The sequence below is a fragment of the Dysosmobacter sp. HCP28S3_G4 genome (assembly GCF_052065175.1).
Taxonomy (GTDB): Bacteria; Bacillota; Clostridia; order Oscillospirales; family Oscillospiraceae; genus Oscillibacter.
This window is the reverse complement of the sequence record NZ_JBQHUP010000001.1, coordinates 118,531-141,555: the sequence shown is the minus strand read 5'-3', so window position 1 is coordinate 141,555 and position 23,025 is coordinate 118,531. Positions and strand designations below refer to the sequence as shown.

Annotated in this window: 27 protein-coding genes; 24 read left to right on the top strand and 3 right to left on the bottom strand. The window is 63.8% G+C overall.

The window, feature by feature from the left end; genetic code table 11:
• The first annotated feature begins 104 nt into the window (after window positions 1-104).
• The 3 genes from der to ACTNBU_RS00725 are packed head-to-tail and all read left to right on the top strand — an operon-like array spanning window position 105 to window position 3,128.
• Complete coding sequence (gene der / locus ACTNBU_RS00735; protein ID WP_441029742.1) at window positions 105-1,430, top strand: ribosome biogenesis GTPase Der; 1,326 nt, start codon at window positions 105-107, stop codon at window positions 1,428-1,430.
• Window positions 1,431-1,434: 4 nt separating this feature from the next.
• Window positions 1,435-2,118, top strand: coding sequence for a glycerol-3-phosphate acyltransferase (locus ACTNBU_RS00730; RefSeq protein ID WP_441029740.1), 684 nt, complete (start codon window positions 1,435-1,437; stop codon window positions 2,116-2,118).
• Complete coding sequence (locus tag ACTNBU_RS00725; RefSeq protein WP_441029738.1) at window positions 2,115-3,128, top strand: NAD(P)H-dependent glycerol-3-phosphate dehydrogenase; 1,014 nt, start codon at window positions 2,115-2,117, stop codon at window positions 3,126-3,128. The genes ACTNBU_RS00730 and ACTNBU_RS00725 overlap by 4 nt, the downstream gene beginning before the upstream one ends.
• Window positions 3,129-3,197: 69 nt before the next feature.
• Here the strand turns inward: ACTNBU_RS00725 and ACTNBU_RS00720 are convergent, their stop codons facing one another.
• Together ACTNBU_RS00720 and rpmB are read right to left on the bottom strand one after the other, a co-directional pair.
• A complete protein-coding gene (locus ACTNBU_RS00720; protein ID WP_441029736.1) occupies window positions 3,198-3,425 on the bottom strand; it encodes a DUF6485 family protein in 228 nt (75 codons plus the stop codon).
• 71 nt (window positions 3,426-3,496) lie between these two features.
• Window positions 3,497-3,685 carry a 50S ribosomal protein L28 gene (gene rpmB, locus ACTNBU_RS00715; protein ID WP_441029734.1) on the bottom strand — a complete coding sequence of 63 codons (189 nt, stop codon included), beginning with the start codon at window positions 3,683-3,685 and terminating at the stop codon, window positions 3,497-3,499.
• Window positions 3,686-3,935: 250 nt separating this feature from the next.
• On the opposite strand from rpmB, the gene hprK reads away from it, so the two are divergent.
• The 9 genes from hprK (at window position 3,936) to ACTNBU_RS00670 (ending at window position 14,332) form a co-directional block, all read left to right on the top strand.
• Window positions 3,936-4,865, top strand: a complete 930-nt coding sequence (hprK, locus tag ACTNBU_RS00710) for an HPr(Ser) kinase/phosphatase (RefSeq protein ID WP_441029732.1) — start codon at window positions 3,936-3,938, stop codon at window positions 4,863-4,865.
• A 34-nt stretch (window positions 4,866-4,899) separates the two neighbouring features.
• Window positions 4,900-5,838, top strand: a complete 939-nt coding sequence (locus ACTNBU_RS00705; protein WP_441029730.1) for an ROK family protein — start codon at window positions 4,900-4,902, stop codon at window positions 5,836-5,838.
• A 21-nt stretch (window positions 5,839-5,859) separates the two neighbouring features.
• Window positions 5,860-6,774 carry a UDP-N-acetylmuramate dehydrogenase gene (gene murB, locus ACTNBU_RS00700; protein WP_441029728.1) on the top strand — a complete coding sequence of 305 codons (915 nt, stop codon included), beginning with the start codon at window positions 5,860-5,862 and terminating at the stop codon, window positions 6,772-6,774.
• 86 nt (window positions 6,775-6,860) lie between these two features.
• On the top strand, window positions 6,861-7,727 hold the full coding sequence (gene rapZ, locus ACTNBU_RS00695) for an RNase adapter RapZ (RefSeq protein ID WP_441029726.1): 867 nt from the start codon (window positions 6,861-6,863) through the stop codon (window positions 7,725-7,727).
• 12 nt (window positions 7,728-7,739) lie between these two features.
• On the top strand, window positions 7,740-8,801 hold the full coding sequence (locus tag ACTNBU_RS00690) for a gluconeogenesis factor YvcK family protein (RefSeq protein ID WP_441029724.1): 1,062 nt from the start codon (window positions 7,740-7,742) through the stop codon (window positions 8,799-8,801).
• A 27-nt stretch (window positions 8,802-8,828) separates the two neighbouring features.
• Complete coding sequence (whiA, locus tag ACTNBU_RS00685) at window positions 8,829-9,776, top strand: DNA-binding protein WhiA (protein WP_441029722.1); 948 nt, start codon at window positions 8,829-8,831, stop codon at window positions 9,774-9,776.
• A 70-nt stretch (window positions 9,777-9,846) separates the two neighbouring features.
• Window positions 9,847-10,293 carry a C-GCAxxG-C-C family protein gene (locus ACTNBU_RS00680; RefSeq protein WP_441029720.1) on the top strand — a complete coding sequence of 149 codons (447 nt, stop codon included), beginning with the start codon at window positions 9,847-9,849 and terminating at the stop codon, window positions 10,291-10,293.
• A gap of 40 nt (window positions 10,294-10,333) precedes the next feature.
• A complete protein-coding gene (locus ACTNBU_RS00675) occupies window positions 10,334-10,807 on the top strand; it encodes a hypothetical protein (RefSeq protein WP_441029718.1) in 474 nt (157 codons plus the stop codon).
• 18 nt (window positions 10,808-10,825) lie between these two features.
• Complete coding sequence (locus ACTNBU_RS00670; RefSeq protein WP_441029716.1) at window positions 10,826-14,332, top strand: DNA polymerase III subunit alpha; 3,507 nt, start codon at window positions 10,826-10,828, stop codon at window positions 14,330-14,332.
• Window positions 14,333-14,390: 58 nt separating this feature from the next.
• Here the strand turns inward: ACTNBU_RS00670 and ACTNBU_RS00665 are convergent, their stop codons facing one another.
• Window positions 14,391-14,936, bottom strand: coding sequence for a DUF4364 family protein (locus tag ACTNBU_RS00665; RefSeq protein ID WP_441029713.1), 546 nt, complete (start codon window positions 14,934-14,936; stop codon window positions 14,391-14,393).
• 176 nt (window positions 14,937-15,112) lie between these two features.
• Between ACTNBU_RS00665 and ACTNBU_RS00660 the strand changes: the two genes are divergently transcribed.
• From ACTNBU_RS00660 to nusB, 12 genes are all read left to right on the top strand, one after another.
• On the top strand, window positions 15,113-16,225 hold the full coding sequence (locus ACTNBU_RS00660) for a DUF3048 domain-containing protein (protein WP_441029710.1): 1,113 nt from the start codon (window positions 15,113-15,115) through the stop codon (window positions 16,223-16,225).
• Window positions 16,226-16,377: 152 nt separating this feature from the next.
• Window positions 16,378-17,211, top strand: a complete 834-nt coding sequence (locus ACTNBU_RS00655) for a hypothetical protein (protein WP_441029707.1) — start codon at window positions 16,378-16,380, stop codon at window positions 17,209-17,211.
• Window positions 17,212-17,306: 95 nt separating this feature from the next.
• Complete coding sequence (locus ACTNBU_RS00650; RefSeq protein WP_441029704.1) at window positions 17,307-18,224, top strand: ATPase, T2SS/T4P/T4SS family; 918 nt, start codon at window positions 17,307-17,309, stop codon at window positions 18,222-18,224.
• Window positions 18,218-18,715: a stage III sporulation protein AB gene (locus ACTNBU_RS00645; RefSeq protein ID WP_441029701.1), complete on the top strand. Its 498-nt coding sequence runs from the start codon at window positions 18,218-18,220 to the stop codon at window positions 18,713-18,715. The genes ACTNBU_RS00650 and ACTNBU_RS00645 overlap by 7 nt, the downstream gene beginning before the upstream one ends.
• Window positions 18,716-18,726: 11 nt before the next feature.
• Complete coding sequence (gene spoIIIAC / locus ACTNBU_RS00640) at window positions 18,727-18,921, top strand: stage III sporulation protein AC (protein WP_441029698.1); 195 nt, start codon at window positions 18,727-18,729, stop codon at window positions 18,919-18,921.
• Window positions 18,922-18,923: 2 nt separating this feature from the next.
• Window positions 18,924-19,316, top strand: a complete 393-nt coding sequence (locus tag ACTNBU_RS00635; RefSeq protein WP_441029695.1) for a SpoIIIAC/SpoIIIAD family protein — start codon at window positions 18,924-18,926, stop codon at window positions 19,314-19,316.
• Window positions 19,313-20,392 (top strand): stage III sporulation protein AE, encoded by a 1,080-nt coding sequence (locus ACTNBU_RS00630; protein WP_441029692.1) that lies wholly within the window; start codon window positions 19,313-19,315, stop codon window positions 20,390-20,392. Before ACTNBU_RS00635 ends, ACTNBU_RS00630 begins: the two co-directional genes overlap by 4 nt.
• 16 nt (window positions 20,393-20,408) lie before the next feature.
• Window positions 20,409-20,885 carry a stage III sporulation protein AF gene (locus ACTNBU_RS00625; RefSeq protein WP_441029689.1) on the top strand — a complete coding sequence of 159 codons (477 nt, stop codon included), beginning with the start codon at window positions 20,409-20,411 and terminating at the stop codon, window positions 20,883-20,885.
• Window positions 20,872-21,402 carry a stage III sporulation protein AG gene (locus tag ACTNBU_RS00620; protein ID WP_441029686.1) on the top strand — a complete coding sequence of 177 codons (531 nt, stop codon included), beginning with the start codon at window positions 20,872-20,874 and terminating at the stop codon, window positions 21,400-21,402. Before ACTNBU_RS00625 ends, ACTNBU_RS00620 begins: the two co-directional genes overlap by 14 nt.
• A 23-nt stretch (window positions 21,403-21,425) precedes the next feature.
• On the top strand, window positions 21,426-22,016 hold the full coding sequence (locus tag ACTNBU_RS00615) for a SpoIIIAH-like family protein (protein WP_441029683.1): 591 nt from the start codon (window positions 21,426-21,428) through the stop codon (window positions 22,014-22,016).
• Between the two features lie 129 nt (window positions 22,017-22,145).
• Complete coding sequence (locus ACTNBU_RS00610) at window positions 22,146-22,520, top strand: Asp23/Gls24 family envelope stress response protein (RefSeq protein ID WP_441029680.1); 375 nt, start codon at window positions 22,146-22,148, stop codon at window positions 22,518-22,520.
• A gap of 23 nt (window positions 22,521-22,543) precedes the next feature.
• The gene (gene nusB, locus ACTNBU_RS00605) at window positions 22,544-23,020 is read left to right on the top strand and encodes a transcription antitermination factor NusB (protein ID WP_441029677.1); all 477 of its coding nucleotides are present in this window, start codon (window positions 22,544-22,546) and stop codon (window positions 23,018-23,020) included.
• The last annotated feature ends 5 nt before the right edge of the window (window positions 23,021-23,025 follow it).

Genomic DNA, 23,025 nt, shown 5'->3' with positions numbered 1-23,025 from the left:
CGGAGCGTCCATGCTCCCGACACATTCGGATTTTCCTGCTTCGCGGCCCCGGCTGCAAGGGGCGGAGAGAACGAAAACAATACAGACAGAAGTGAAGTGAGAAAATGAAACCAATCGTTGCCATTGTGGGACGCCCCAATGTGGGAAAGTCCCTGCTGTTCAACAAACTGATCGGAAAACGGCTTTCCATCGTGCAGGATACCCCCGGCGTCACCCGGGACCGCATCTACGGGGAGACGGACTGGAACGGCCGGACCTTCACCCTGGTGGACACCGGCGGCATCGAGCCCCGGACCGACGATCAGATCCTGAGCTTTATGCGCCAGCAGGCGCAGATCGCCGTGGAGAACGCCACAGTCATCGTGTTTCTGACAGACATCAAGACCGGTGTCACCGCCGCGGACCATGAGGTGGCCAATATGCTGCTGCGCAGCGGCAAGCCCATCGTTCTGGCGGTGAACAAGATGGACTCCACCGGCCTGCCGGACCCGGATTTCTACGAGTTCTACAACCTGGGCCTGGGCGATCCCATCGCCGTCTCCGCCGTCCACGGCCACGGCACCGGCGACCTGCTGGACGCCTGCGTGCAGTACTTCCCGCCGGAGGACCAGGAGGAGGAAGAGGACGACGCCATCAAGGTGGCCCTCATCGGCAAGCCCAACGTGGGCAAGTCCTCCCTGGTGAACCAGATCCTGGGGGAGGAGCGGGTCATCGTCTCCGACGTGGCCGGCACCACCCGGGACGCCATCGACTCCCGGTTCACCAACGACAGGGGTACCTTCGTGTTCATCGACACCGCCGGTATGCGGCGGAAGTCCAAGGTGGAGGAGGACATCGAGAAGTACAGCGTCCTCCGGGCCACCATGGCCATCGACCGGGCGGACGTGTGCCTGATCCTCATCGACGCCACCGAGGGCGTCACGGAGCAGGACACCAAGGTGGCGGGCATGGCCCATGAGGCCGGAAAGGCCTGCATCATCGTGGTGAACAAGTGGGACTTGGTGGAGAAGGACGGCAAGACCATGGACCGCATGACGGAGGACGTCCGGAAGGGTCTGGCCTTCATGACCTACGCCCCCATCCTGTTCATCTCCGCCAAGACTGGCCAGCGGGTGGACAAGCTGTTCGACCTCATCGTGGCCGTCAGCAATCAGGCGTCCATGCGCATCACCACCGGCATGCTGAACAACGTCCTGGCGGACGCCCAGACCCGGGTCCAGCCCCCCACGGACAAGGGCCGCCGCCTGAAGATCTACTATATGACCCAGGTGGGCATCCGCCCGCCCCACTTCGTGGTATTCTGCAACGACGCGAAGCTGTTCCACTTCTCCTACCGGCGGTATCTGGAGAACTGCATCCGCAACACATTCGACCTGACGGGGACGCCCATCATCCTCTCCGTCCGGCAGAAGGGCGACAAGGAGGACTGAGACCATGGAAAATTGGTGGCTGCTGATCTTCTTGCTATTCGGAGGGACCGCTGCCGCGTCCTACTTCCTGGGGTGCTTCAACGGCGCGGTCATCGTCTCCAAGTATATCCTGCGGGACGATGTCCGGAACCACGGCAGCGGCAACGCTGGCCTGACCAATTTCCATCGCGTCTTCGGCGGCCCGCTGACCGCCGTGGTCATTCTGTGCGACGTGCTGAAGGCGATCCTGGCCGTCCTGCTGGGCATGTGGGCCTTTGGCCTGTTTCCTGCCGTGAGTATTTTCGGACATATGGCGGACAGCGTCCTGTTCGGCAAATACTGGACGGCGCTGTTCTGCCTGCTGGGCCACATGTTCCCCTGCATGTTCCATTTCCGGGGTGGCAAGGGCATCCTCTCCGGCGGCACCATCGCCATTATGATCGACTGGCGTGTGGCGCTGGTGGTCTGGGGCGGCTTCCTGATCCTGGCCGTCCTGACCCGGTACGTATCACTGGGGTCTGTGTGGGCGGGAGCCTCGTTCCCGTTCATCTCCCTGTATGTGTACCGGGACCCGGTGATTTTCACGATTGCCCTGATACTGGGCGGGCTGGTGGTGTGGAAGCACCGGGGCAATATCAAACGGCTGCTCCACGGCAATGAGAGCAAATTCACCCTGCATCGCAAGGAAAAAACGGAGGACGGTAAATGAAAGCAGCAGTATTAGGCAGCGGCGGATGGGGCACGGCCCTGGCCATGGTCCTGTGCGATAACGGCCACGATGTCACCCTGTGGTCCCACAGCCCCGAAAAGGCGGCGCTCCTGGCGGAGCAACGGGAGAATCCCCTGCTGAAGGGCGTCCGTCTGCCGGAGAAACTGAAGATCACATCTGACATCTCCGTGGTATCGGACGCGGATCTGGTGGTCTCCGCCAGCCCCTCCTTCGCGGTGCGGGACACCATGGGGAAGGCCGCGCCTTTCCTCCGTCCGGAGACGGTGCTGGTGTCCGTGTCCAAGGGCATCGAGCGGGACACCAACCTCCGTATGAGCCAGATCGTCCGGGAGGCCACCGGGGATAAGTGTAAAGTGGTCGCCCTTTCCGGCCCCTCCCACGCAGAGGAAGTGAGCATCAAACTGCCCACGGGCTGTGTCTCCGCCTGCGAGGATGAGGCGGCGGCCCGGTTTGTGCAGGACGCCTTCATGAACGACTATTTCCGCATCTACACCAGCCCGGACATCGTGGGCGTGGAGTTGGCCGGCGCGCTGAAAAACGTGGTGGCCCTCAGCTGCGGTGCCTGCGACGGCATGGGATATCAGGACAACACCAAGGCTCTGCTGATGACCCGGGCCATGGCGGAGATCGCCCGTCTGGGGGAGAAGCTGGGCGGTGACCGGCAGACCTTCGGCGGTCTGGCGGGCATGGGTGACCTGATCGTCACCTGCACCTCCATGCACTCCCGGAACCGCCGGGCGGGCATCCTCATCGGCCAGGGCATGGGCGCCCAGGAGGCCATGAAGCAGGTGGGCGCCGTGGTGGAGGGCTACTACGCCGCGGAGAGCGTTCACCAGCTGGCGGAGCGTGAGGGCGTGGAGATGCCCATCTGCCGCTGCGCCTACGAGGTTCTGTATCAGGGACAGGAGGTCCGGAACGTGGTCCGGGACCTGATGACCCGCTCCAAAAAGGGCGAGCTGGAGAACGGCTGGACCTATCCGGGCAAATGATACCGGCATACAAGAGAATCAACTATAAAAAGGACCCGGACGGGAAAACCGTCCGGGCCGTTTCTTCTGTTATGGCTTTTGGTTCCGCCGCTCGGCATCCCGGGCCAGCACCCGGCGGGCGAAGGCCTCCATGGAGCAGTCCTCCACCGTCTCGCCGGGGTCGATGACGAAGTCAAAAAAGCAGCTGGGGATCTCCCGCTTCCGCAGCTCCTTCTCAATGCACAGGGAGCAGCCCTGGTCGTGGTTGGAGGGATGGCAGCGGCAGGCGGTGTTCCGGCAGGGACAGAAGTGTTCCATGGGGCGGCCTCCTCGGAGAGAAATGGGCAACAAAAATCCCGAACCGGGAGGTTCGGGATCTTGTTTGTGGTTCAGATTGCACGGGTAACCTTGCCGGAACGCAGGCACCGGGTACAAACATATACATGGCGAGGCGTACCGTCGACAACAGCCTTGACACGTTTCACATTGGGCTTCCAGGGACGATTGGCACGTCTGTGAGAGTGGGAGACTTTGATGCCAAAGGTCACACCCTTATCGCAAAACTCGCATTTAGCCATCCGTTGCACCTCCTTGCTGTACTCAAATCCGTGTGCCCAAACAGGCACGTGTGATATGATAACAGAAAAACTCGAAAAATGCAAGCAAAATTTTCAATTCCACGAAAAATTTTTTTCGGGGATCCCAAGGGCTTCTGACGGCCGGGAAAAGAGGGGGGAAGGTGTTGCGAAAAGAGGCGGTTTCATATATAATAACTTTCAAGAGCGCCGTCCGGAAACGGGGCGCGGGAATGAGAAAGGGGCTGGGCGTATGACCCACAGCGGCATTAAGATCACCAGATTCATTGAGGCCTTCTCCCTGGAGGTCCTGCATCGGGGAGAGGACTTTGACGAGGCGCAGCTCTCCATCACGGACGTGAATCGTCCTGGCCTGCAGTTCCAGGGCTTTTATGACTATTTTGACCCACGCCGCCTTCAGGTCATCGGCAAGGCGGAGTTCATGTTCCTGAAGGCGCTGGACAGCGCGGACCGGAAAAAATGCTTTGACGATCTGTTCCTCTACGATATCCCGGCGCTGGTCATCGCCCGGGATCTGGAGTGCTTCCCGGAGTGCATGGAGAGCGCCACGGAGCACGAGAGGACGCTGCTCCGCACACCGGAGACCACGGTGGACTTCACCAGCCACACCATTGAATATCTGAACCGGGAACTGGCCCCCTGCGTCACCCGCCACGGCGTCCTGCTGGACATCTACGGCGAGGGCGTCATGATCACCGGCGACTCCGGCATCGGCAAGAGCGAGGCCGCCATCGAGCTGATCATGCGGGGCCACCGTCTGGTGGCGGACGACGCCGTGGAGCTGCGGCGCATCTCCAACCAGCTGATGGGCACCGCGCCGGAGGTCATCCGCCACTATATCGAGCTGCGGGGCATCGGCGTCATCGACGTGCGCCAGCTGTTCGGTATGCGGGCTATCAAGACCGAGTCCCAGTTGGACCTGGTGGTCCACTTTGAGCAGTGGGACAACACCAAGTTCTACGACCGTCTGGGCATCGAGGACCATTTCACGGAGATCCTGGACATTCAGGTGCCCTGCGTCACCATCCCCGTGCGGCCGGGCCGGAACCTGGCCAGCATCGTGGAGGTGGCGGCCATGAACAACCGCCACCGCCGCTACGGCTACAACGCCGCCGAGGAGCTGGCCCGGAAGGTGGACCTCCGTGCGGAGGGCAAGGCGTAAACCGGAAACATGATCTGTCAGAGGTGACATATGGATGAATATCGGCATTGACATCGGCGGCACGAATCTGAAGGCCGGTCTGGTGGACGACGATGGCCGCATTTTGGCGGCGGTCCGGGAGCCGCTGCGCTTCCGTGACCCGGAGACCTTCGCGGAGACCCTGGCGTCCCTGGCCCGGCGGGCGATGGAGGCGGCGGGCGTGCCCGCGGAGAGTGTCCGGTCTGTGGGCATGGGCGTCCCCGGCGCCGTCTCCGGGGGAGACATCCTGTACACCGCCAATATCCCGCTGAAAAATATCGGCGTGGAGACGCTGTTCCGCCGGCATCTGGATCTGCCGGTGCTGCTGGGCAACGACGCGGACTGCGCCGCCGTGGGCGAGTATTTCTGCGGTGCGGGCCGGGGCACCCGGAACTTTATCGTGGTGACGCTGGGCACCGGCATCGGCGCCGGGCTGATCCTGAACGGACGGCTGTACACCGGCATGGGCGCCGCCGGAGAGGTGGGCCATATTCTGGTGGAACGGGACGGCGCGTTGTGCAACTGCGGCCGCCGGGGCTGCTGGGAGCAGTACGGCTCCGCCACGGCCCTGATCCGTCAGACCCGGGCGGCCATGGAGGCCCATCCGGACAGCCTGCTCCACGCCGTGGCGGCGGAGAACGGCGCCGTGGACGGACGGACGCCCTTCCAGGCGGCGCTCCGGGGCGATCCGGCGGCGCTGGAGGTCTGTGCCCGGTATGTGGACTATCTGGCGGCGGGGGTCACGGATGTGATCAATCTGCTCCAGCCGGACATACTGGCACTGGGCGGCGGCGTGGCCGCCGCGCCGGAGGAGCTGCTGCTCCGGCCGCTGCAAAAGCTGGTGGCGGAGAAATGCTACGGCCACCACAGCGATATGTATACGGAGGTCGTCCGGGCGGAGCTGGGCAACGACGCGGGCATCATCGGCGCGGCGATGCTGGACCGGGTGATCTGAGACTTTTTTGGAGGAGACCCTATGGATTGGTACAAGGCATTGGATGAGAGGATCGGGCGGGATCTGCCGGATCTGCGGATGACGGCGGAGGAGCCCATGAGCCGGCACACGTCGTTCCGGGTGGGTGGTCCCGCCCGGCGGATGGCCTTCCCGGCCAGTGGGGAGCAGCTGGTGCTGCTGGTCAGTCTGGCACGGGAATGCGGCGCGCGTCCGCTGGTCATCGGCAACGGCACCAATCTGCTGGTGCCCGACGCCGGTCTGGACCGGCTGGTGATCTGCACCTCGGAGATGAACAGCCTTGAGAAGACGGGGAAGACCACCATCCGGGCGGCGGCGGGCGTGCCGCTGGCGCGGCTGGCGGATTTCGCCCAGAAAAACGGCTTGGCCGGTCTGGCCTTCGCCCACGGCATTCCCGGCACGGTGGGCGGCGGCGTGTGCATGAACGCCGGGGCCTACGGCGGGGAGTTGAAGCAGGTGCTGCGCTCTGTGACGGCCCTGTTCCCGGAGGAGGGTGTACGGACGCTGTCCGTCCCGGAGCTGGATCTGGGCTACCGGCACAGTCTGTTCTCCGACCATCCGGAGGCGGCGGTGCTGTACGCGGAGTTCGATCTGACGCCGGGAGACGGCGCCGCCATCCGGGCGGAGATGGAGGACCTGATGGCCCGCCGGAAGGCCAGCCAGCCCCTGGAATACCCCAGCGCCGGCAGCACCTTCAAGCGTCCGGAGGGCTATTACGCCGGGACGCTCATCGACCAGTGCGGCCTGAAGGGACTGACGGTGGGCGGCGCCCAGGTCAGCGGGAAGCACGCGGGCTTCATCATTAACCGGGGCGGCGCCACCGCCGCCGACGTGCTGGAGCTGATCTGGCAGGTACAGGACCGGGTGTACGCGGAAAAGGGCGTCCGGCTGGAGCCGGAGGTAAAGCTGGTGGACTGAGTCCGCCGCGGCAGAGAGGGTGAGACCTCCGAAACGGAGGTCTTTTCTCTGATTTTGGCGCCATTGGGCGCATGGGGGAGTTTACTTTGGAAATTCTGATCATTTCCGGCCTGTCCGGTGCCGGAAAGAGCAAGGCCGCCTCCTTTCTGGAGGACATGGGCTTTTATATCGTGGACAACATGCCGGCGGTGATGATGCTGAAATTTGCGGAGTTTTGCGCCGCCGGCGTGGGCAGCCGCTATGACCGGGTGGCTCTGGTGTACGACGTCCGCACCGCCAGCTCCTCCACGGAGCTGTACGACGTGCTGGAGAAGCTGCGGCGAATGGACGGCTCCTGCCGGATGCTGTTCCTGACGGCGGACCAGGAGACCATCATCAAGCGGTACAAGGAGACCCGCCGCCGCCATCCCCTGTGCAGCGACAGCGTGTCCCTGGAGGCAGCCGTCCGGCGGGAGCGGGAGGTCATGGCCCCGGTGCGGGCCCAGGCGGACTTTGTCATCGACACCTCCCGCCTCTCCACGGCGCAACTCCGGGGCGAGCTGCTGCGGCTGTTCGACACCCAGGGGGAGCGGGGCGGCATGACGGTCAGCGTCACCTCCTTCGGCTTCAAATACGGCCTGCCCATGGACGCCGACCTGGTGTTCGACGTCCGCTTCATGCCGAACCCCTTTTACATCGAGGATCTGCGGGATAAGACCGGTATGGACCATGAGGTCTATGACTATGTGTTCAGCTTTCCCCAGACCAACGACTACCTGAAAAAGCTGGAGGACCTGCTGTCCTTCTCCCTGCCGCTGTACGCGGAGGAGGGGAAGACCCAGCTGGTCATCGCCGTGGGCTGCACCGGCGGACACCATCGGTCCGTCTCCGTGGCGCGGGCCCTGGCGGCGTACATCCGCCAGTTGGGCTATCATGTCTCGGAGAACCACCGGGACATGGGCCGCGGCGGATGAGGAGGAAACGCTATGCCGGATGAACGATTTTCCTACCGGGTCCCCCGGGTACACGGCCCCCGCATCGCCGTCATCGGCGGCGGCAACGGCCTGTCCACCATGCTGCGGGGTCTGAAAAACTACACGGAGAACATCACCGCCATCGTCACGGTGGCGGACGACGGCGGCGGCTCCGGAATGCTGCGCCAGGACCTGGGGATGCCCCCGCCGGGGGACATCCGCAACTGCATGGAGGCCCTGGCCAACACGGAGCCGCTGATGAGCGAACTGATGCACTACCGCTTCTCCGACGGCTCCCTGGCGGGCCAGAGCTTCGGCAACCTGTTTCTGGCGGCGCTGAACGGCATCTCGCCCTCCTTCGACGTGGCGGTGAGCCGCATGAGCGAGGTCCTGGCCATCACGGGCCGGGTGCTGCCGGTGACTACCGCCGATGTCCAGCTGGAGGCGGAGTTTGAGAACGGCGCCACGGTGGTGGGGGAGTCCAAGATCTTCTACTGCAAGAAGGAGCAGGACTGCCGCATCCGCCGGGTGCGCCTGCTGCCGGAGCGTCCCCAGGCGCTGCCGGAGGCCGTCCAGGCCATCCATGACGCGGACATGATCGTCCTGGGGCCCGGCAGCCTGTACACAAGCATCATCCCCAATCTGCTGGTCAGCGGCATCGTGGAGGCTATTCAGGCGGCCGACGCCATGAAGGTCTATGTCTGCAACGTCATGACCCAGGAGGGGGAGACGGAGGGCTACACCGTCTCCGACCACATCCGGGCCCTGTTCCAGCACGGAGCTCCCGGGCTCTTTGACATCTGCCTGACCAACTCCTCCCCCATCCCCAAGGGCGTGGCGGAGCGGTACGCCCAGGAGGGCGCGGAGCCCATCCGGTGCGATCTGGAGGAGTGCGGAAAGCTGGGGGTGGAGGTGATCCTCCGGCCCATCGCCACCGTGCGGGACGGCTTTGTCCGCCACGACCCCGGCCATCTGGCCCGGGAGCTGATCCTGCTCCACGCCGCCAGAGGCATCCGCATCGCCGGCACGCGGTACAGCCGGTCCGACAACTACCAGGCGGAGGAGAAACAGTAACACGCGGCCATGTGAAAGGAGGGCGGGATGTCCTTTTCCTACGATACCAAGAACGAATTGTGCAGGCTCTCCGTTCAGAAAACCTGCTGCGCCCGGGCGGAGGCCTACGGGATATTGCTGTACTGCAACACCTTCAACTCCGCCGAGGTCCGCATCATCACGGAGAATCCCCAGTTCGCGGGCCGGCTCCCCAAGCTGTTTCAGCGGGCCTTTGGACTGAAGTTCGACCGCCGTCCGGAGCCGGAGCAGCTCCGGTCCGGCAGCGCCGGCGGGGAGGACGGCAGCGGCGCCGGACAGACGGGCAAGCTGGTCTTCCAGATCACGGAGCGGGAGAAGCTGGATAAGATCATCAACCTGCTGGGCTACGATCCCCAGCAGAATCTGGTGCTCCACATCAACTTCGGCCTGCTGGAGGAGCCCTGTTGCCGGGCGTCCTTCCTCCGGGGCGTGTTCTTCGCCGGAGGGAGCATCACGGACCCGCTGAAGCGGTATCATCTGGAGCTGGCCACCTCCCATATGCAGGTGAGCCGGGAGCTGGAGGTGCTGCTGCGGGAGACCGGCTTCACCCCCAAGGCGGTGAGCCGGAACGGCGGCTACGTGACCTATTTCAAGCAGAGCGAGCACATCGAGGACTTTCTGACCCTCATCGGCGCACCGGTGGCGGCCATGAACGTCATGTCCGCCAAGCTGGAGAAAGACCTGCGGAACAGCGTCAACCGCCGTCTGAACTGCGACAGCGCCAATGTGGACAAGGCGGTGGCGGCCTCCCAGGAGCAGCTGGAGGCCATCCGGAAGCTCCGCACCGCCGGAAGGCTGGAGCGCCTGCCGGACAGGCTCCAGCAGACGGCGTCCCTCCGGGAGAAGAATCCGGAGCTGACCCTCAGCGAGCTGGCGGAGGAGTTCGACCCGCCGGTGACGAAATCCTGCCTGAACCACCGTCTCCGGAAGCTGATGGACCTGGCGGAAGAGCTGTAAAGGAAAAATACCGGATAGAGATTGCAGTACAGAGAATTGACGCTGTATTGATAAAAGGAGAAAGATAACCATGAGCGTGAAACGCTTTGAACTTGCCGACAGCTATCACAAGCGGGGATTCAACTGCTGTCAGAGCGTGCTGGCGGCTTTTTCGGATCTGACGGGTCTGAGCGAACAGGCCAGCTTCGATATCGGCGGAGGCTTCGGCGGCGGCGCGGGCACGGGAGAGCTGTGCGGCGCCATCACGGGCGCCGTCATGGTCCTGGGGATGCTGACCCCGGTGGACGCCGCTGATCCCATGGGCAGCAAAAAGCGGACGGTGGTCCTCAGCAAGGAACTGCAGAAGCGGTTTTTTGAGAAGTTCGGTGCCCTGCGGTGCCGGGATTTGTTGAAAAGCAAGTTTACCCCCGATGACACCACCCCTGCCGCCAAGGCTATGGGCCTGACCGGCCACTGCAGCATCATGGTCGTCACTGCCGTGGAGATCGTGGAAGAGATGCTGGCGGAGCGGGGCTGAAAACGCCGCGATTTTCCGTCACAGGAGAGGAGAGCCGGCGATGAAGCGATACGAGTTTTCCAGCCAGCTCTCTCCGGAACGGGTGCGTGCCCGTCTGCGGGTCCTGGCCCGGCCTATGAAATTCGGCTGGGCCTGGGAGGAGCATCAGGTCTTCTGCAAACTGCTGCCGGATGGACGGTTCTGTCTGCTGAAGACCGGCGGAGCCTGGCAGATGAAGCCCCAGTTGCCCTTTGCGGGAGAGCTGACGGCGTCGGAGACGGGGTGCCGTCTCTCTGGCGGCTTCGGTCCCACCGCAGCCATGCGGAACACGGTGCTGGGCGCCATGGCGGCGGCATTTCTGCTGGGACTGTCTTTTACCGGCGTCAGTGTGTACGCTGTAACGGTCCTGACGGTCTGCGTCCTCCTGTGGGGCGGACTGGGCTGGCTGGTGTTGACGAAGCTCACCCCGCTGTTTGGATGCCGGTCCCGGGAGGAAACTCTGGCCTTTATCCGGGAGAATCTTTTGAGAGAATGAGAGAATAGGAGCGTTCCCATGTCCTTCGTCCATTTACACGTTCATACGGAGTACAGTCTGCTGGACGGCGCCTGCCGCATCCGGGACCTGCCCAAAGTGGTGAAGTCCATGGGCCAGACCGCCTGCGCCATCACGGACCACGGTGTCATGTACGGCGTCATCGACTTCTACCGGGCCTGCAAGGCCGAGGGCGTCAAGCCCATCATCGGCTGCGAGGTGTACATGACACCCAAGGGTCGCTCCCGGTTCGACAAGGTCCATGAGTTTGACGCAGAGAGCCGCCATCTGGTGCTGCTGTGCGAGAACGAGGAGGGCTACCGCAACCTGAGCTATATGGTCTCCATGGCCTGGACGGAGGGCTTCTACATCAAGCCCCGCATCGACATGGCCCTTCTGAAGGAGCACAGCGGCGGCCTCATCGCCCTGTCCGCCTGTCTGGCGGGTGAGATCCCCCGGATGGTGCGGAACGGCGAGTACGAGAACGCCAAAGCCTACGCTCTCCAGATGCGGGACGTCTTCGGTCCGGACCGGTTCTATCTGGAGCTGCAGGACCACGGCATCCGGGACCAGGCGGTGGTCAACCAGGCGCTGCTCCGCATCCATCAGGAGACGGGTATCCCTCTGGTGTGCACCAACGACGCCCACTATCTCCGGCAGGAGGACGCCGAGGCCCACGACATCCTGCTGTGCATCCAGACCGGCAAGACCGTGGATGACGAGAACCGGATGCGCTACGAGCCCCAGAACTTCTATCTCCGGTCGGAGGAGGAGATGGCGGCCCTGTTCGGCGGCTATGAGGACGCGCTGGAGAACACCGCCCGCATCGCGGAGCGGTGCAATGTGGAGTTCACCTTCGGCAAGTACCATCTGCCGGAATTCCAGCTGCCGCCGGGCTATGACTCCTGCACCTATCTGAAGGAGCTGTGCGATCAGGGCTATCGGGAGCGGTACGGCGACGGGAATCCGGAGTACCGCAGGCAGCTGGAATACGAGCTGGACATGATCGAGAAGATGGGCTTCACCGACTACTTCCTCATCGTCTCCGATTTCGTCCGCTACGCCAAGAGCCGGCAGATCCCCGTGGGCCCCGGCCGCGGCAGCGCGGCCGGCAGCATGGTTTCCTACTGCCTGCGGATCACGGACATCGATCCCATGAAGTACAGTCTGTACTTCGAGCGGTTCCTGAACCCGGAGCGGGTGAGCATGCCGGATATCGACATGGACTTCGGCGATACCCGCCGGGGCGAGGTGGTGGACTACGTCCGCCGGAAGTACGGAGACGACCATGTGGCCCAGATCGTCACCTTCGGCACCATGGCGGCCCGGGGCGTCATCCGGGACGTGGGCCGGGTGATGGGAATGCCCTACGCCGACGTGGACGCCATCGCCAAGCAGGTGCCCAACACCCTGCACATCACCCTCAACGATGCCCTGCGGCTCAGCAAGCCCCTCAGCGACCTGTACGAGGCGGACGAGCGGGTGAAAAAGCTCATCGACACCGCCCGGAAGCTGGAGGGCATGCCCCGGAACGCCTCCACCCACGCCGCCGGCGTGGTCATCACCAAGAAGCCGGTGTACGAGTACGTGCCCCTGGCCAGGAACGACGATGCCGTGGTCTGCCAGTATATCATGACCACCCTGGAGGAACTGGGCCTGCTGAAAATGGACTTCCTGGGCCTCCGGAACCTGACGGTGCTGGACGACGCGGTGAAGATGGTCCAGGCGGAGCATCCGGGCTTCCGGCTGGAGGACATCCCGGAAAACGACCGGGAGACGTTTGACATGATCTCCGCGGGCAAGACCTCCGGCGTGTTCCAGATCGAATCCACCGGCATGACCGGCGTGTGCGTGGGACTCAAGCCCAAGAGCATCGAGGACATCACCGCCGTGATCGCCCTCTACCGGCCCGGCCCCATGGACTCCATTCCCCGGTTCATCGCCTGTTCCAAGGACCCGGCGCTGGTGACTTACAAGCATCCGCTGCTGGAGCCGATCCTGTCCAACACCTATGGCTGCATCGTCTATCAGGAGCAGGTCATCCGGATTTTCCAGAGCCTGGCGGGCTATTCCCTGGGCCAAGCGGACATGATCCGGCGGGCCATGAGCAAGAAAAAGGCCAAGGATGTGGAACGGGAGCGGGAGACCTTTCTCCACGGCGATCCCGCCCGGGGCATCGACGGCTGCATCAAACGAGGCGTCCCGGAGGCGGTGGGACAGGCGATCTACAATGAGATCTATGATTTCGCCAACTACGCCTTCAACAAGGCCCACGCGGTCTCCTATGCGGTGGTAGCCTATCAGACGGCGTATTTCAAGTGCCATTTTACGAAGGAGTACATGGCGGCGCTGCTGACCAGCGTGCTGGACAACTCCGACAAGATCGCCGGTTATATCAACGAGTGCCGGGACTGCGGCATCCGGCTGCTGCCGCCGGATATCAACCGCTCTTACGACACCTTCACCGTGGAGGACGGCGGCATCCGTTTCGGCCTGGCGGCGGTGAAGAACATCGGCCGGGGCTTCATCCAGGCGGTGGTACGGGAGCGGGAGAGCGGCCCCTTCACCTCTCTCAGTGACTTCTGCGACCGGATGACCGGCACCGACATGAACAAGCGGGCGGTGGAGAACCTGATCCGCTCCGGCGCCTTTGACTCTCTGGGGGCCAAGCGGTCCCAGCTGATCCAGGTCTATGAGAAGGTGATGGACTCCATTGCCAGCTCCCGCCGCCAGAATGTGGAGGGCCAGCTGGACTTCTTCTCCATGACTGCCGGAGACAGCAGTGAAAAAAGCACTGTAAAGGAGATACGCCTGCCGGATATCCAGGAGTATTCCCCCATGGAGCTGATGAACATGGAGAAGGAGACCACCGGCCTCTATCTCTCCGGACACCCTATGGACGCCTACCGGGAGCAGGTGAAGCGGCTGAGGGCACCCGCCATCGGCACCATTCTGGAGGATTTCACCCAGGAGGGCGGCCCCAGAAAATTCGCCGACGAGCAGCGGGTCACCATCGCCGGCGTGGTCACCTCCAGCAAGACCAAGACCACCAAGAACAACAGTCTGATGGCCTACGTGACGGTGGAGGACGACACAGGCTCCATGGAGCTGCTGTGCTTCTCCCGGACGCTGGACAGCTGCGGCGCCTATCTGCGGGAGAACCAGGCGGTGGTAGTAAAGGGCAGGCTGTCCGTCCGGGACGAGAAGGCGCCCCAGATTCTCTGCGACAGCGCCTATCCCCTGGGGGAGGCCGCACTCCCGGAGGAGCCACCGGTACGGCAGCAGCCCAAGGACGAGTACGGCGGAAAGATTCTGCCGGGCAAGGTGCTGTATCTGAAATTTCCCGGGAAAAACAGTCCGGAGCTGGCGCACATGAAGCTGGTGTTCCAGATGTTCCCCGGCACCACGCCGGTGAAAATGGTCATGGCGGATACCCGGAAGGTCTATGGCACGGAAGTCCTGCTCCACAAGGCCCTGATCCAGGAGCTGAAGGAGACCATCGGGCCGGAAAACGTGGTCATCAAATAGCGAAACAGCCGCGCCGGGAATGTTCCCGGCGCGGCTGCTATTTGCCTTGATTGCAGAATTATTTTTTTCCGTCCTGCCCGTCAGAAGACAGCAGCACCCGCATGATCTCGCTGTACATCCGCTCCGGGGCGTCCAGGAACCGCTTCTCCAGCTGGCGGGCCATGTCCTCCCGGATCACCATGAGATCCAGGTCCATGACGCTGCCCATATCGTCGGACAGGGAGAGCGTCACGGTGAAGGTACCATTCTCCCGCCGGACGGTGGAAGCTCGGACCTGGCTCTTCCGGCGGAGCTTCCGGTTGCAGTCCGCCAGATTTTTGTCGCACCGCAGGCGGACGGAGTAGGGGAGACTGGTCTCGCAGATCTGGCTGTTTTTCAGACCCTTCTCCGTGATGGCGTAAAGCCCGTCCTGGGACAGGGTCAGATGCTCCGTCCGCACCAGATCTGCCAGACAGTCGGAGAAGTCGAAGTAGTCGATGGCGTCGTCGCACAGTGTCAGATCCAGCATGGTATCGAAGGGCACAGGCTCCACCACCCGCGCCGCGATGTACAGGATCAGAAATTTGATCTCCAGCTTGTCATGGATAAAGCCGTGGCCTGCCATGTCGTCCCCTCCCGGATCGTAAAAATTCTTTCAGACAATGAGACATTATAGCCGCTTTTTCGACACTTGTACAGAGGAAACGACGGAATTTTCACGGCCGCCTTGACGGAGGGGGGCCGAACTTGATATGATGGGAGCAGCACTCGACCCTATTCGACGGAAAGAGGGAATGTCCTGTGGTAAAGCGTTTCTGGTGTGTGCTGCTGTCTGGTCTTCTGCTGCTGTCCCTGTCTGCCTGCGGGAAAGAGGAGACGCCCGCGGCTTCCCTGACGGCCATGGAGGCGGCGTCGTCTCTGTCCGCGCCCGTTCCGGAGCCTGAACCGGAACCCGAGCCGGAGCCTGAGCCGGAGCCGGAACCGGAGCCCACGGTGGAGAACCCCCTGACGGGTCTGCCCATGGACCCCGACTTGGAGGGCGTCCGGCCAGTGGCGGTGATGCTGAACAACCTGAAAAAGGCGCAGCCCCAGATCGGCGTCAGCAAGGCGGATATCATCTACGAGGTCCCCGCCGAGGGCGGCATCACCCGAATGCTGGCGGTGTATCAGTCGCTGGATGACGTGGGCGATCTGGGGAGCATCCGCTCCACCCGGCCCTATTATCTGGAACTGGCCCTGGGACATGACGCCGTTCTGGTCCACGCCGGCGGCAGCGTCGACGCCTACAAGGATATCTCCGCCTGGGACGTGGACAATCTGGACGGCGTCAACGGGGGCAGCGACGCCAGGATCTTCTGGCGGGACCCGGAGCGCCGGAAGACCAAGGGCTATGAACACAGCCTGCTGACCTCCGGTGAGAACATCACCGGATATCTGGACGGAAGCCGCATCCGGCGGACGCTGAAGGACGGGTACGCCTATCCCCAGAACTTCGCGGAGGACGGCACGCCTGCCGCTGGAGAGACGGCGGAGCATGTGTCCGTGAAATTCTCCAACTACAAGACGGGTCTCTTTGACTACGATGCCGCCGCCGGCGTCTACCGGATCAGCCAGTACGGCGCGGCGTATGTGGACGGCGATACCGGCGATCAGGTGAGCGCCGTCAACGTGCTGGTGCTGAAGACCTCCATGCAGGTCCTGGACAGCGAGGGACGGCTCTCCGTGAAGCTCACAGGCTCCGGTGAGGGCACGTATTTCTGCGGTGGGAAGGCCATCCCCATCCGGTGGAGCAAGGCGTCCCGGAACGAGCCGTTTGTCTATACCGCGGAGAGCGGCGAGCCCCTGATCCTGGGCTGTGGCACCAGCTACGTGTGCATCATCAACAGCGGGAGCGGCGTTGTCAGCTTCAGCTGAGATGCCTGATCATACATGGATTCCCGGGCCGGGCGGAGGGTTTCTTCGTCCGGCCCGCACCCTTTTCCAGTCCCGGCATACACTGGACTGAAAGAGGAATGCTGCCCATCGGCAGCGGGATCTTCTTCCAGTACTTAATAGGAGGTATTGCAATGCCCGAGAGAGTAGTGCCCGGCCCTGTGGAGGGGCCCGAAGGCATCCGTGAGGCAGTTTGCATTCACACGAAGAAAATCTATGATTCCTGCCGTGACAAAGACTGCATCGAGGACCTGCGCTTCTATCCCAAACTCCAGTGTGCCGACATCGTCAACCGCGCCCTGTCCGTCAAGGGCGGCTCTGCCCGGCTGCTGCACGTCTATGTGGACGTGGAGCCGGTGACCTTCAACCGGGGCTTCTACACCGTGGACCTTCGGTTCTTTTACTGCGTGACCCTCCAGGCCTACCTGTCCAGCCCCATCCCTGTGCCCGTGGAGGGCCTGTGTGTCTTTGACAAGCGGGTCATCCTGTTCGGCAGTGAGGGGAACGCAAAGATCTTCTCCTCCGAGCTTCGGGAGGGCGGCCCCGATCCCCAGATGATCCGCAAGAGCAACCTGCCCATCGCCGTGGTGGAAGCGGTGGACCCCATCGTCCTGGATGCCCACATCGCCGACGTCTGCGAGCAGCGCTGCGACTGCGATCTGGCGGAGATCCCGCCCCTCATCAGCAGCTGCTTCGACGGCGATCTCTCCACCGGCGGCGATATGCGCCGCATCTACGTGACCCTGGGACAGTTCTCCATCGTCCGGCTGGAGCGGGATTCCCAGCTGCTGATCCCCGTGTACGACTACTGCATGCCGGAGAAGGAGTGCAGCGGCGGCGACAAGGAGGACCCCTGCGGCCTGTTCCGGAACATCCAGTTCCCCACCAATGAGTTCTTCCCGCCCAACACCATCCGCCGTCCGGAGACCTACGAGGACACCAAGAACTTTTACTGCTGCTGCCAGTGAGCCGGAATGCCGCGGGGATCCCCCGCGGCATTTTCACTGTCATATCCCGGACAAGTCCCTCATACAGTGGAACATGTACAAAGGGGGACGAGACTATGGAACCAAACAAAGCCATCGAATGCTATGAACAGGCTGCGGCGGTGCTGCCCTCCCGGCTGCGACGGGCGGCGCTGGCGGAGTCCCGGGAGCACCGGGCCATGGCGGAGGAATTCCGTCTGCGGACAGGCTATTCCATGACGCTGCTGCTGCCGGAGGGAGAGTACGCAACCGGCGTCTCCGTGGAGCCGGGAGATCTGGAGGCCCTGTGCAATCAGGCCACGGAGTTTTCCCGCTACGCCGCCATGGAGACGCTGCGGCGGGGCTATCTCTCCATCCGGGGCGGCGGACGGGTGGGCCTGTGCGGCTCCGCCGTCATGAAGGAGGGGGAGTGCGCCAACATCCGGGACTTCTCCTCCGCCTCCATCCGCATTGCCCGGGAGAAGCGGGGCGTCGGGGAGGACGTGGTCCCGCAGCTGTTCCGGGAAGGACAGTTCCGAAGCACGCTGATCCTGTCTCCGCCGGGCGGCGGCAAGACCACCCTGCTCCGAGACCTGATCCGATGCCTGTCCGAAGGGGGCGGAGAGCGCCCCGGTCTGCGGATATCCCTGGCGGACGAGCGGGGGGAGGTGGCGGTGCTGTGGCAGGGGGAACCCCAGATGGATGTGGGTCCCCGAACGGACGTGCTGGACGGCTGTCCCAAGGCGGCGGCCATCCCCATGCTGCTGCGGGCTATGAATCCCCAGGTCATCGCCGTGGATGAGATCACCGTCCGGGAGGACATCCGGGCCATGACCATGGCCGCCAACTGCGGCGTGGGGCTGCTGGCAACCATCCACGCCGCGTCGGTGGAGGAGCTGACCCGGAAGCCCCTGTACACGGAGCTGCTGGCGGCGGGCGTCTTCTCCCTGGCTGTGGTCATCCGCCGGGAGGACGGCGGGGCGCGGCGCTATCAGGTGGAGGAACTGCCATGCTGAAATTGCTGGGAAGCCTGTGTATCCTCGCCGCCGGGGGAATGGCGTGGATGGACCGACGCCGGACCTTCCGGCAGACGTTGGAGACGCTGACGGAGCTGCTGGCCGCCCTGGAGGAGATGGAGGGCGCCATCCGGCTGGAACGTCTGCCCATGCCCCGGCTGCTGAGCCGGGCGGCGCTCCGCCGGGACGGGCCGGTGGGGATGTTTTTCCAGACCGTGGTCCAGACGCTGCGGCGGGGTGAGGATCTGGTGCCTGCCTGGCGGCAGGCCGTGGGCGAGCTGTCCCTGTCGGAGCGGGACCGGAGTGCTCTGGCGGAGCTGGGGGAAAAGCTGACGGGTGACGAGACCAGAGCCTGTCAGGGGATCCAGCTCGTCAGCCGGACGCTGACGGCCTCTCTGGAAAATCTGCGGAAGCAGCAGCCGGAGCGGGAGAAACGGGGGGCGGCCCTGTGGTTCTCCGGCGCGGCGCTGCTGATCATCTTACTGATTTGAGGATAGCCGATATGGATGTAGACCTGATTTTCAAGATCGCGGCCATCGGGATCCTGGTGGCGGTGCTGAACCAGCTGCTGATCCGCTCCGGCCGGGAGGAGCAGGCGCTGATGACCACCCTGGCGGGGCTGGTGGTGGTGCTGATGATGATGGTGCAGGAGATCAGCAACCTGTTCGAGCTGGTCAAGACCCTGTTCCATTTCTGACCATGGAGACGGCATTGCAGATCACGGCGGTCTCCGTGCTGGCGGCCCTGCTGGGCCTGCTGCTGAAAAAGGGCAGCCCGGAACTGGCCATGCTACTGACGCTGGCGGCGGTGACGGCGGCGTTCCTATGCCTCACGGGACTGCTGGAGGAGCTGATGGACTTCCTGGAGGAGCTGTCGGCGGCCACCGGCGTGGACGGGGAGCTGCTGGCACCGTTGTACAAGACCATCGGCATCGCCCTGGTGGTGAAGATGGGCGGCAGCCTGTGCCGGGACGCGGGGGAGTCCGCCCTGGCCTCAGTCATCGAGACGGCGGGGACCGTCTGCGCCCTGCTGGTGGCGGTGCCTCTGTTCCGGACCGTATTGCGGACACTGCTGGAGTTGATGAACGGATGAAAAAATGGCTGCTGTGTCTGCTGCTGGCACTGGTGGTCCTGACGGCGCCCGCCCTGGCGGCGGAGGTGCCGGAGGAGCTGACGGACGCCCTGCCCCGTGAGGCGTCGGAACTGCTGCGGGATACGGATCTTCAGGACGGCCAGGGGTTTTCGTTCGGAGTGACCTCCATTCTGGACAAGGTCTCCGGCGAGATCGGGGACATCCTGCGGGAGCGGGTCCGTGGTGCGGCGATGGTGCTGCTGATCGTCCTGCTCTGCGGAGTGGTGGACGGCGCCCGTCAGGGCGTCGGGGACGCCGGAGTGGATCTCATGCCCCTGGCGGGGGCGCTGTCGGTGACCATGGCCAGCGCCGGGAGCCTGGACTCCCTGATGGGCCTGGGCACCGGGACCATCGACACCATGAGCGTCTTCTCCAAGGTCCTGCTGCCCACACTGGCGGCGGCCACCGCCTCCGCCGGCGCCCTGGGCACTGCCACGGTCCAGCAGGTGACCACGGTGTTCTTCGTGGACCTGCTGCTCCAGCTGATCCACGGGCTGCTGCTGCCCCTGGCGTATCTGTACATCGGCGTGCTGACGGCGGGGGCCATGCTGTCCGACGGACGGCTGTCCAGCCTGGCGGAGATGCTGAAAAAGGCCGTCACCTGGACGCTGAGCGCGTCCCTCATCGTCTTCACGGTGTATCTGTCCATCGCCCGGGTCATCTCCGGCAGCGCCGACAGCGCCGCCGTAAAGGTGGCCAAGGCCGCCATCTCCGGCACGGTGCCGGTGGTGGGCGGCATCCTGTCCGACGCCGCGGAGACCGTGCTGGCGGGGGCGGGACTGCTGAAAAACACCATCGGCGTCTTCGGACTGCTGGCGGTGCTGGCCATCTGCGCCCTGCCGTTTTTACAGTTGGGCATCCAGTATCTGCTGTACAAGCTGGCGGCGTTCCTGGCAGGGACCATGGGTCCGCCGGGACTGTGCAAACTCATCGACGGCCTGGCCGGGGCCTTCGGCCTGATCCTGGGCATGACCGGCACCTGCGCGCTGCTGCTGTTGGTATCCATCCTGTCGTCCATCGCGGCGGTGGTGCCGTGAGAGGAGGGGAAGGGATATGATCGCGGCCCTGCGAAGCTGGCTGACGGCCATCCTGGCCACGGCGGTGCTGCTGTCGGTGGCGGAGAAGCTGATCCCGGAGGGCTCCGTGCGAAAGATCGCCTCCATGACCGGCGGGCTGCTCCTGCTTACGGTGCTGGTGCGGCCCATCACCAGCCTACGGCCCGATAGCTTTTCCCTGGACATGGAGGACTACAGCCGGGCCGTTCAGGAGCGCCAGGCGGAGCTTCAAGCGGAGAACGAGAATGCGCTGTCGGAACTCATAGCGGAGCGGACAGCCGCATATATATCGGACAAAGCGGCCTCCCTGGGCATCAACTGCCGGGCGGAGGTCACCACGGCGGCGGGGGAGGACGGCGTGCCTCGCCCGGACCGCGTGGAACTGAGCTGCGGGAAATCGGCGGCGCTGTCGGCGTATATCGCGGAGGAGCTGGGGATCCCGGAGGAAAGGCAGGTTTTCCATGGAGACGGATAAGCGAGCGGAGAAATTCCAGACGTTCTGGGGAAAGTACAAATTCGTCCTGCTGGTGCTGCTCATCGGCGTGGTGCTGCTGGTGTGGCCCGCCGGAAACGGGATCGCCCAAAAGGTGGAGGCGTCCGCCGCTCCCGCCGCGGCGCGGACGGAGACCGCGGACGACATGGAGGAACGGATGGAGGCCATTCTGTCCAGGATCGACGGAGTGGGCGAGCTGGAGCTGATGCTGACCGTGGAGAGCACGGGCCAGCAGGAGTTCGCCGTGGACACGGAGCTGCGCTACAGCGGCCAGACGGCCGCGCCGGACGACTACTCCCGGCGGTCGGAGACGGTGGTGGTGTCCGGCAGCGGCGGGGATACGCCGGTGGTGGCGCGGAACATCTGTCCCACGTACCGGGGCGCGCTGGTGGTGTGTCAGGGCGGCGGCAGCGCGGAGGTGAGACTGGCGGTGACTCAGGCGGTGTCCGCCCTGACGGGCCTGAGTTCAGATCGGATCACGGTGGTAAAATGTCAATAGTCATATGGAGGAGGAAGCGTACCATGCGGAGAAATTGGAGACGGAACGGCGTGGTGGCCGCCATGCTGGTGCTGGTGGGCGCCGCCGTATTTCTGAACTGGAAATACACCGGAGAGGCCGGGGAGGCCGCCGCCCAGGAGGCGGGGACCAAGATCCTGGGCCAGTCCACTCTGGTGTCCGGCACCGGGGACGCCGCGGCCGGCTCCGGCGGCGGGGATCTGGCGGCGGACGGCGGGGACGGTGAGGCCGTCTACACCGGCTCCGATTACTTCGCCTCCGCCCGGCTTACCCGGCAGCAGGCCCGGGACAACGCCATCGACCTGCTGGAGAAGGCGGCGGGGGAGGAGGGCGCCGACAAGGCCGTGGCCAACGAGGCGTCCCAGGGGATCCAGGTGCTGGCGTCCTACACCCTGACGGAGGCCCAGATCGAGAATCTGGTCACCGCCAAGGGTTACAAGGACTGCGTGGCCTTCATGAACGACGACAGCGTCAGCGTGGTGGTGGCCACGGACAGCGGAGAACTCACCGGAGAGGACGTGGCGAAGATCACCGACATCACGAAATCCGAGACCGGCTATCCTGCCGGCAGCATCAAGATCATGGCGGCCAACTGAGGGCGCTGGAAATTCAACGAAATTCCTGTTGTAATTTCATCCTGTCCATGGTATATTAAGTTTGCTATAGTATGGAACGGTGCCGCCTTCGGGCGGCTCCGGTACAAAGGATAAGGAGCGAATCGCGTGATGAGTGAGAACAGGGATTACCTGACCCTACCGGAGGAGAACGGCAGCATCCATATCGCGGAGGAGGTCATCGCCGCCATCGCCGTGGGGGCCGTCCGGGAAGTGGAGGGCATCTCCGGCATGATGACCGGCATGGGCAGCAGCGTCACCGATCTGGTGAACAAAAAGAGCGCCCAGAAGGGCACCCGGGGCGTACGGATCGACATGACCGGCGACACGGTATCTCTGGACCTGTATGTGATGGTGCAGTACGGCGTCGCCATTCCCGAGGTGGCGGAGAACGCCCAGAAGGCCGTCATGAGCGCCGTGGAGGCCATGACCGGCTGCATCGTGGGCGCCGTCAACATCCATGTGGGCGGCATCACCATCGCCTGAGGGCCGGAGAGGAACGAGAGAAGATGACACGAAACACCGCACGGGAGATCGCCGTGCACCTGTCTTATGAGATGAATTTCACGGACCAGCCCATCGACCAGCTGCTGGACCAGCGGCTGACCAATGAGCAGTTCGCCGCTCTGGCGGAGGAGGACGCCCTGTACACCGAGGCGCCCAACGCCAAGCAGGACGCCTATATTCGCCGTCTGGTGAAGGGCGTGGCGGAGCATGCGGCGGAGCTGGACACCTACATTGCCAAATACGCCAAGGGATGGAGCTTTGCCCGCATCCCCCTGGTGGCCTCCGCCATCATGCGGGTGGCCATGTTCGAGATCCTGTATATGCCGGACATCCCCAACGGCGCCTCCATCAACGAGGCCGTGGAGATCGCCAAAAAGTATGAGACGCCGGAGACGGTGAAGTTCATCAACGGCATCCTGGGCAGCTTTGTGCGCCGGGAGCTGCCGGAGGAGAAGCAGTCCGCCCCGACGGAGCAGTAAACGCG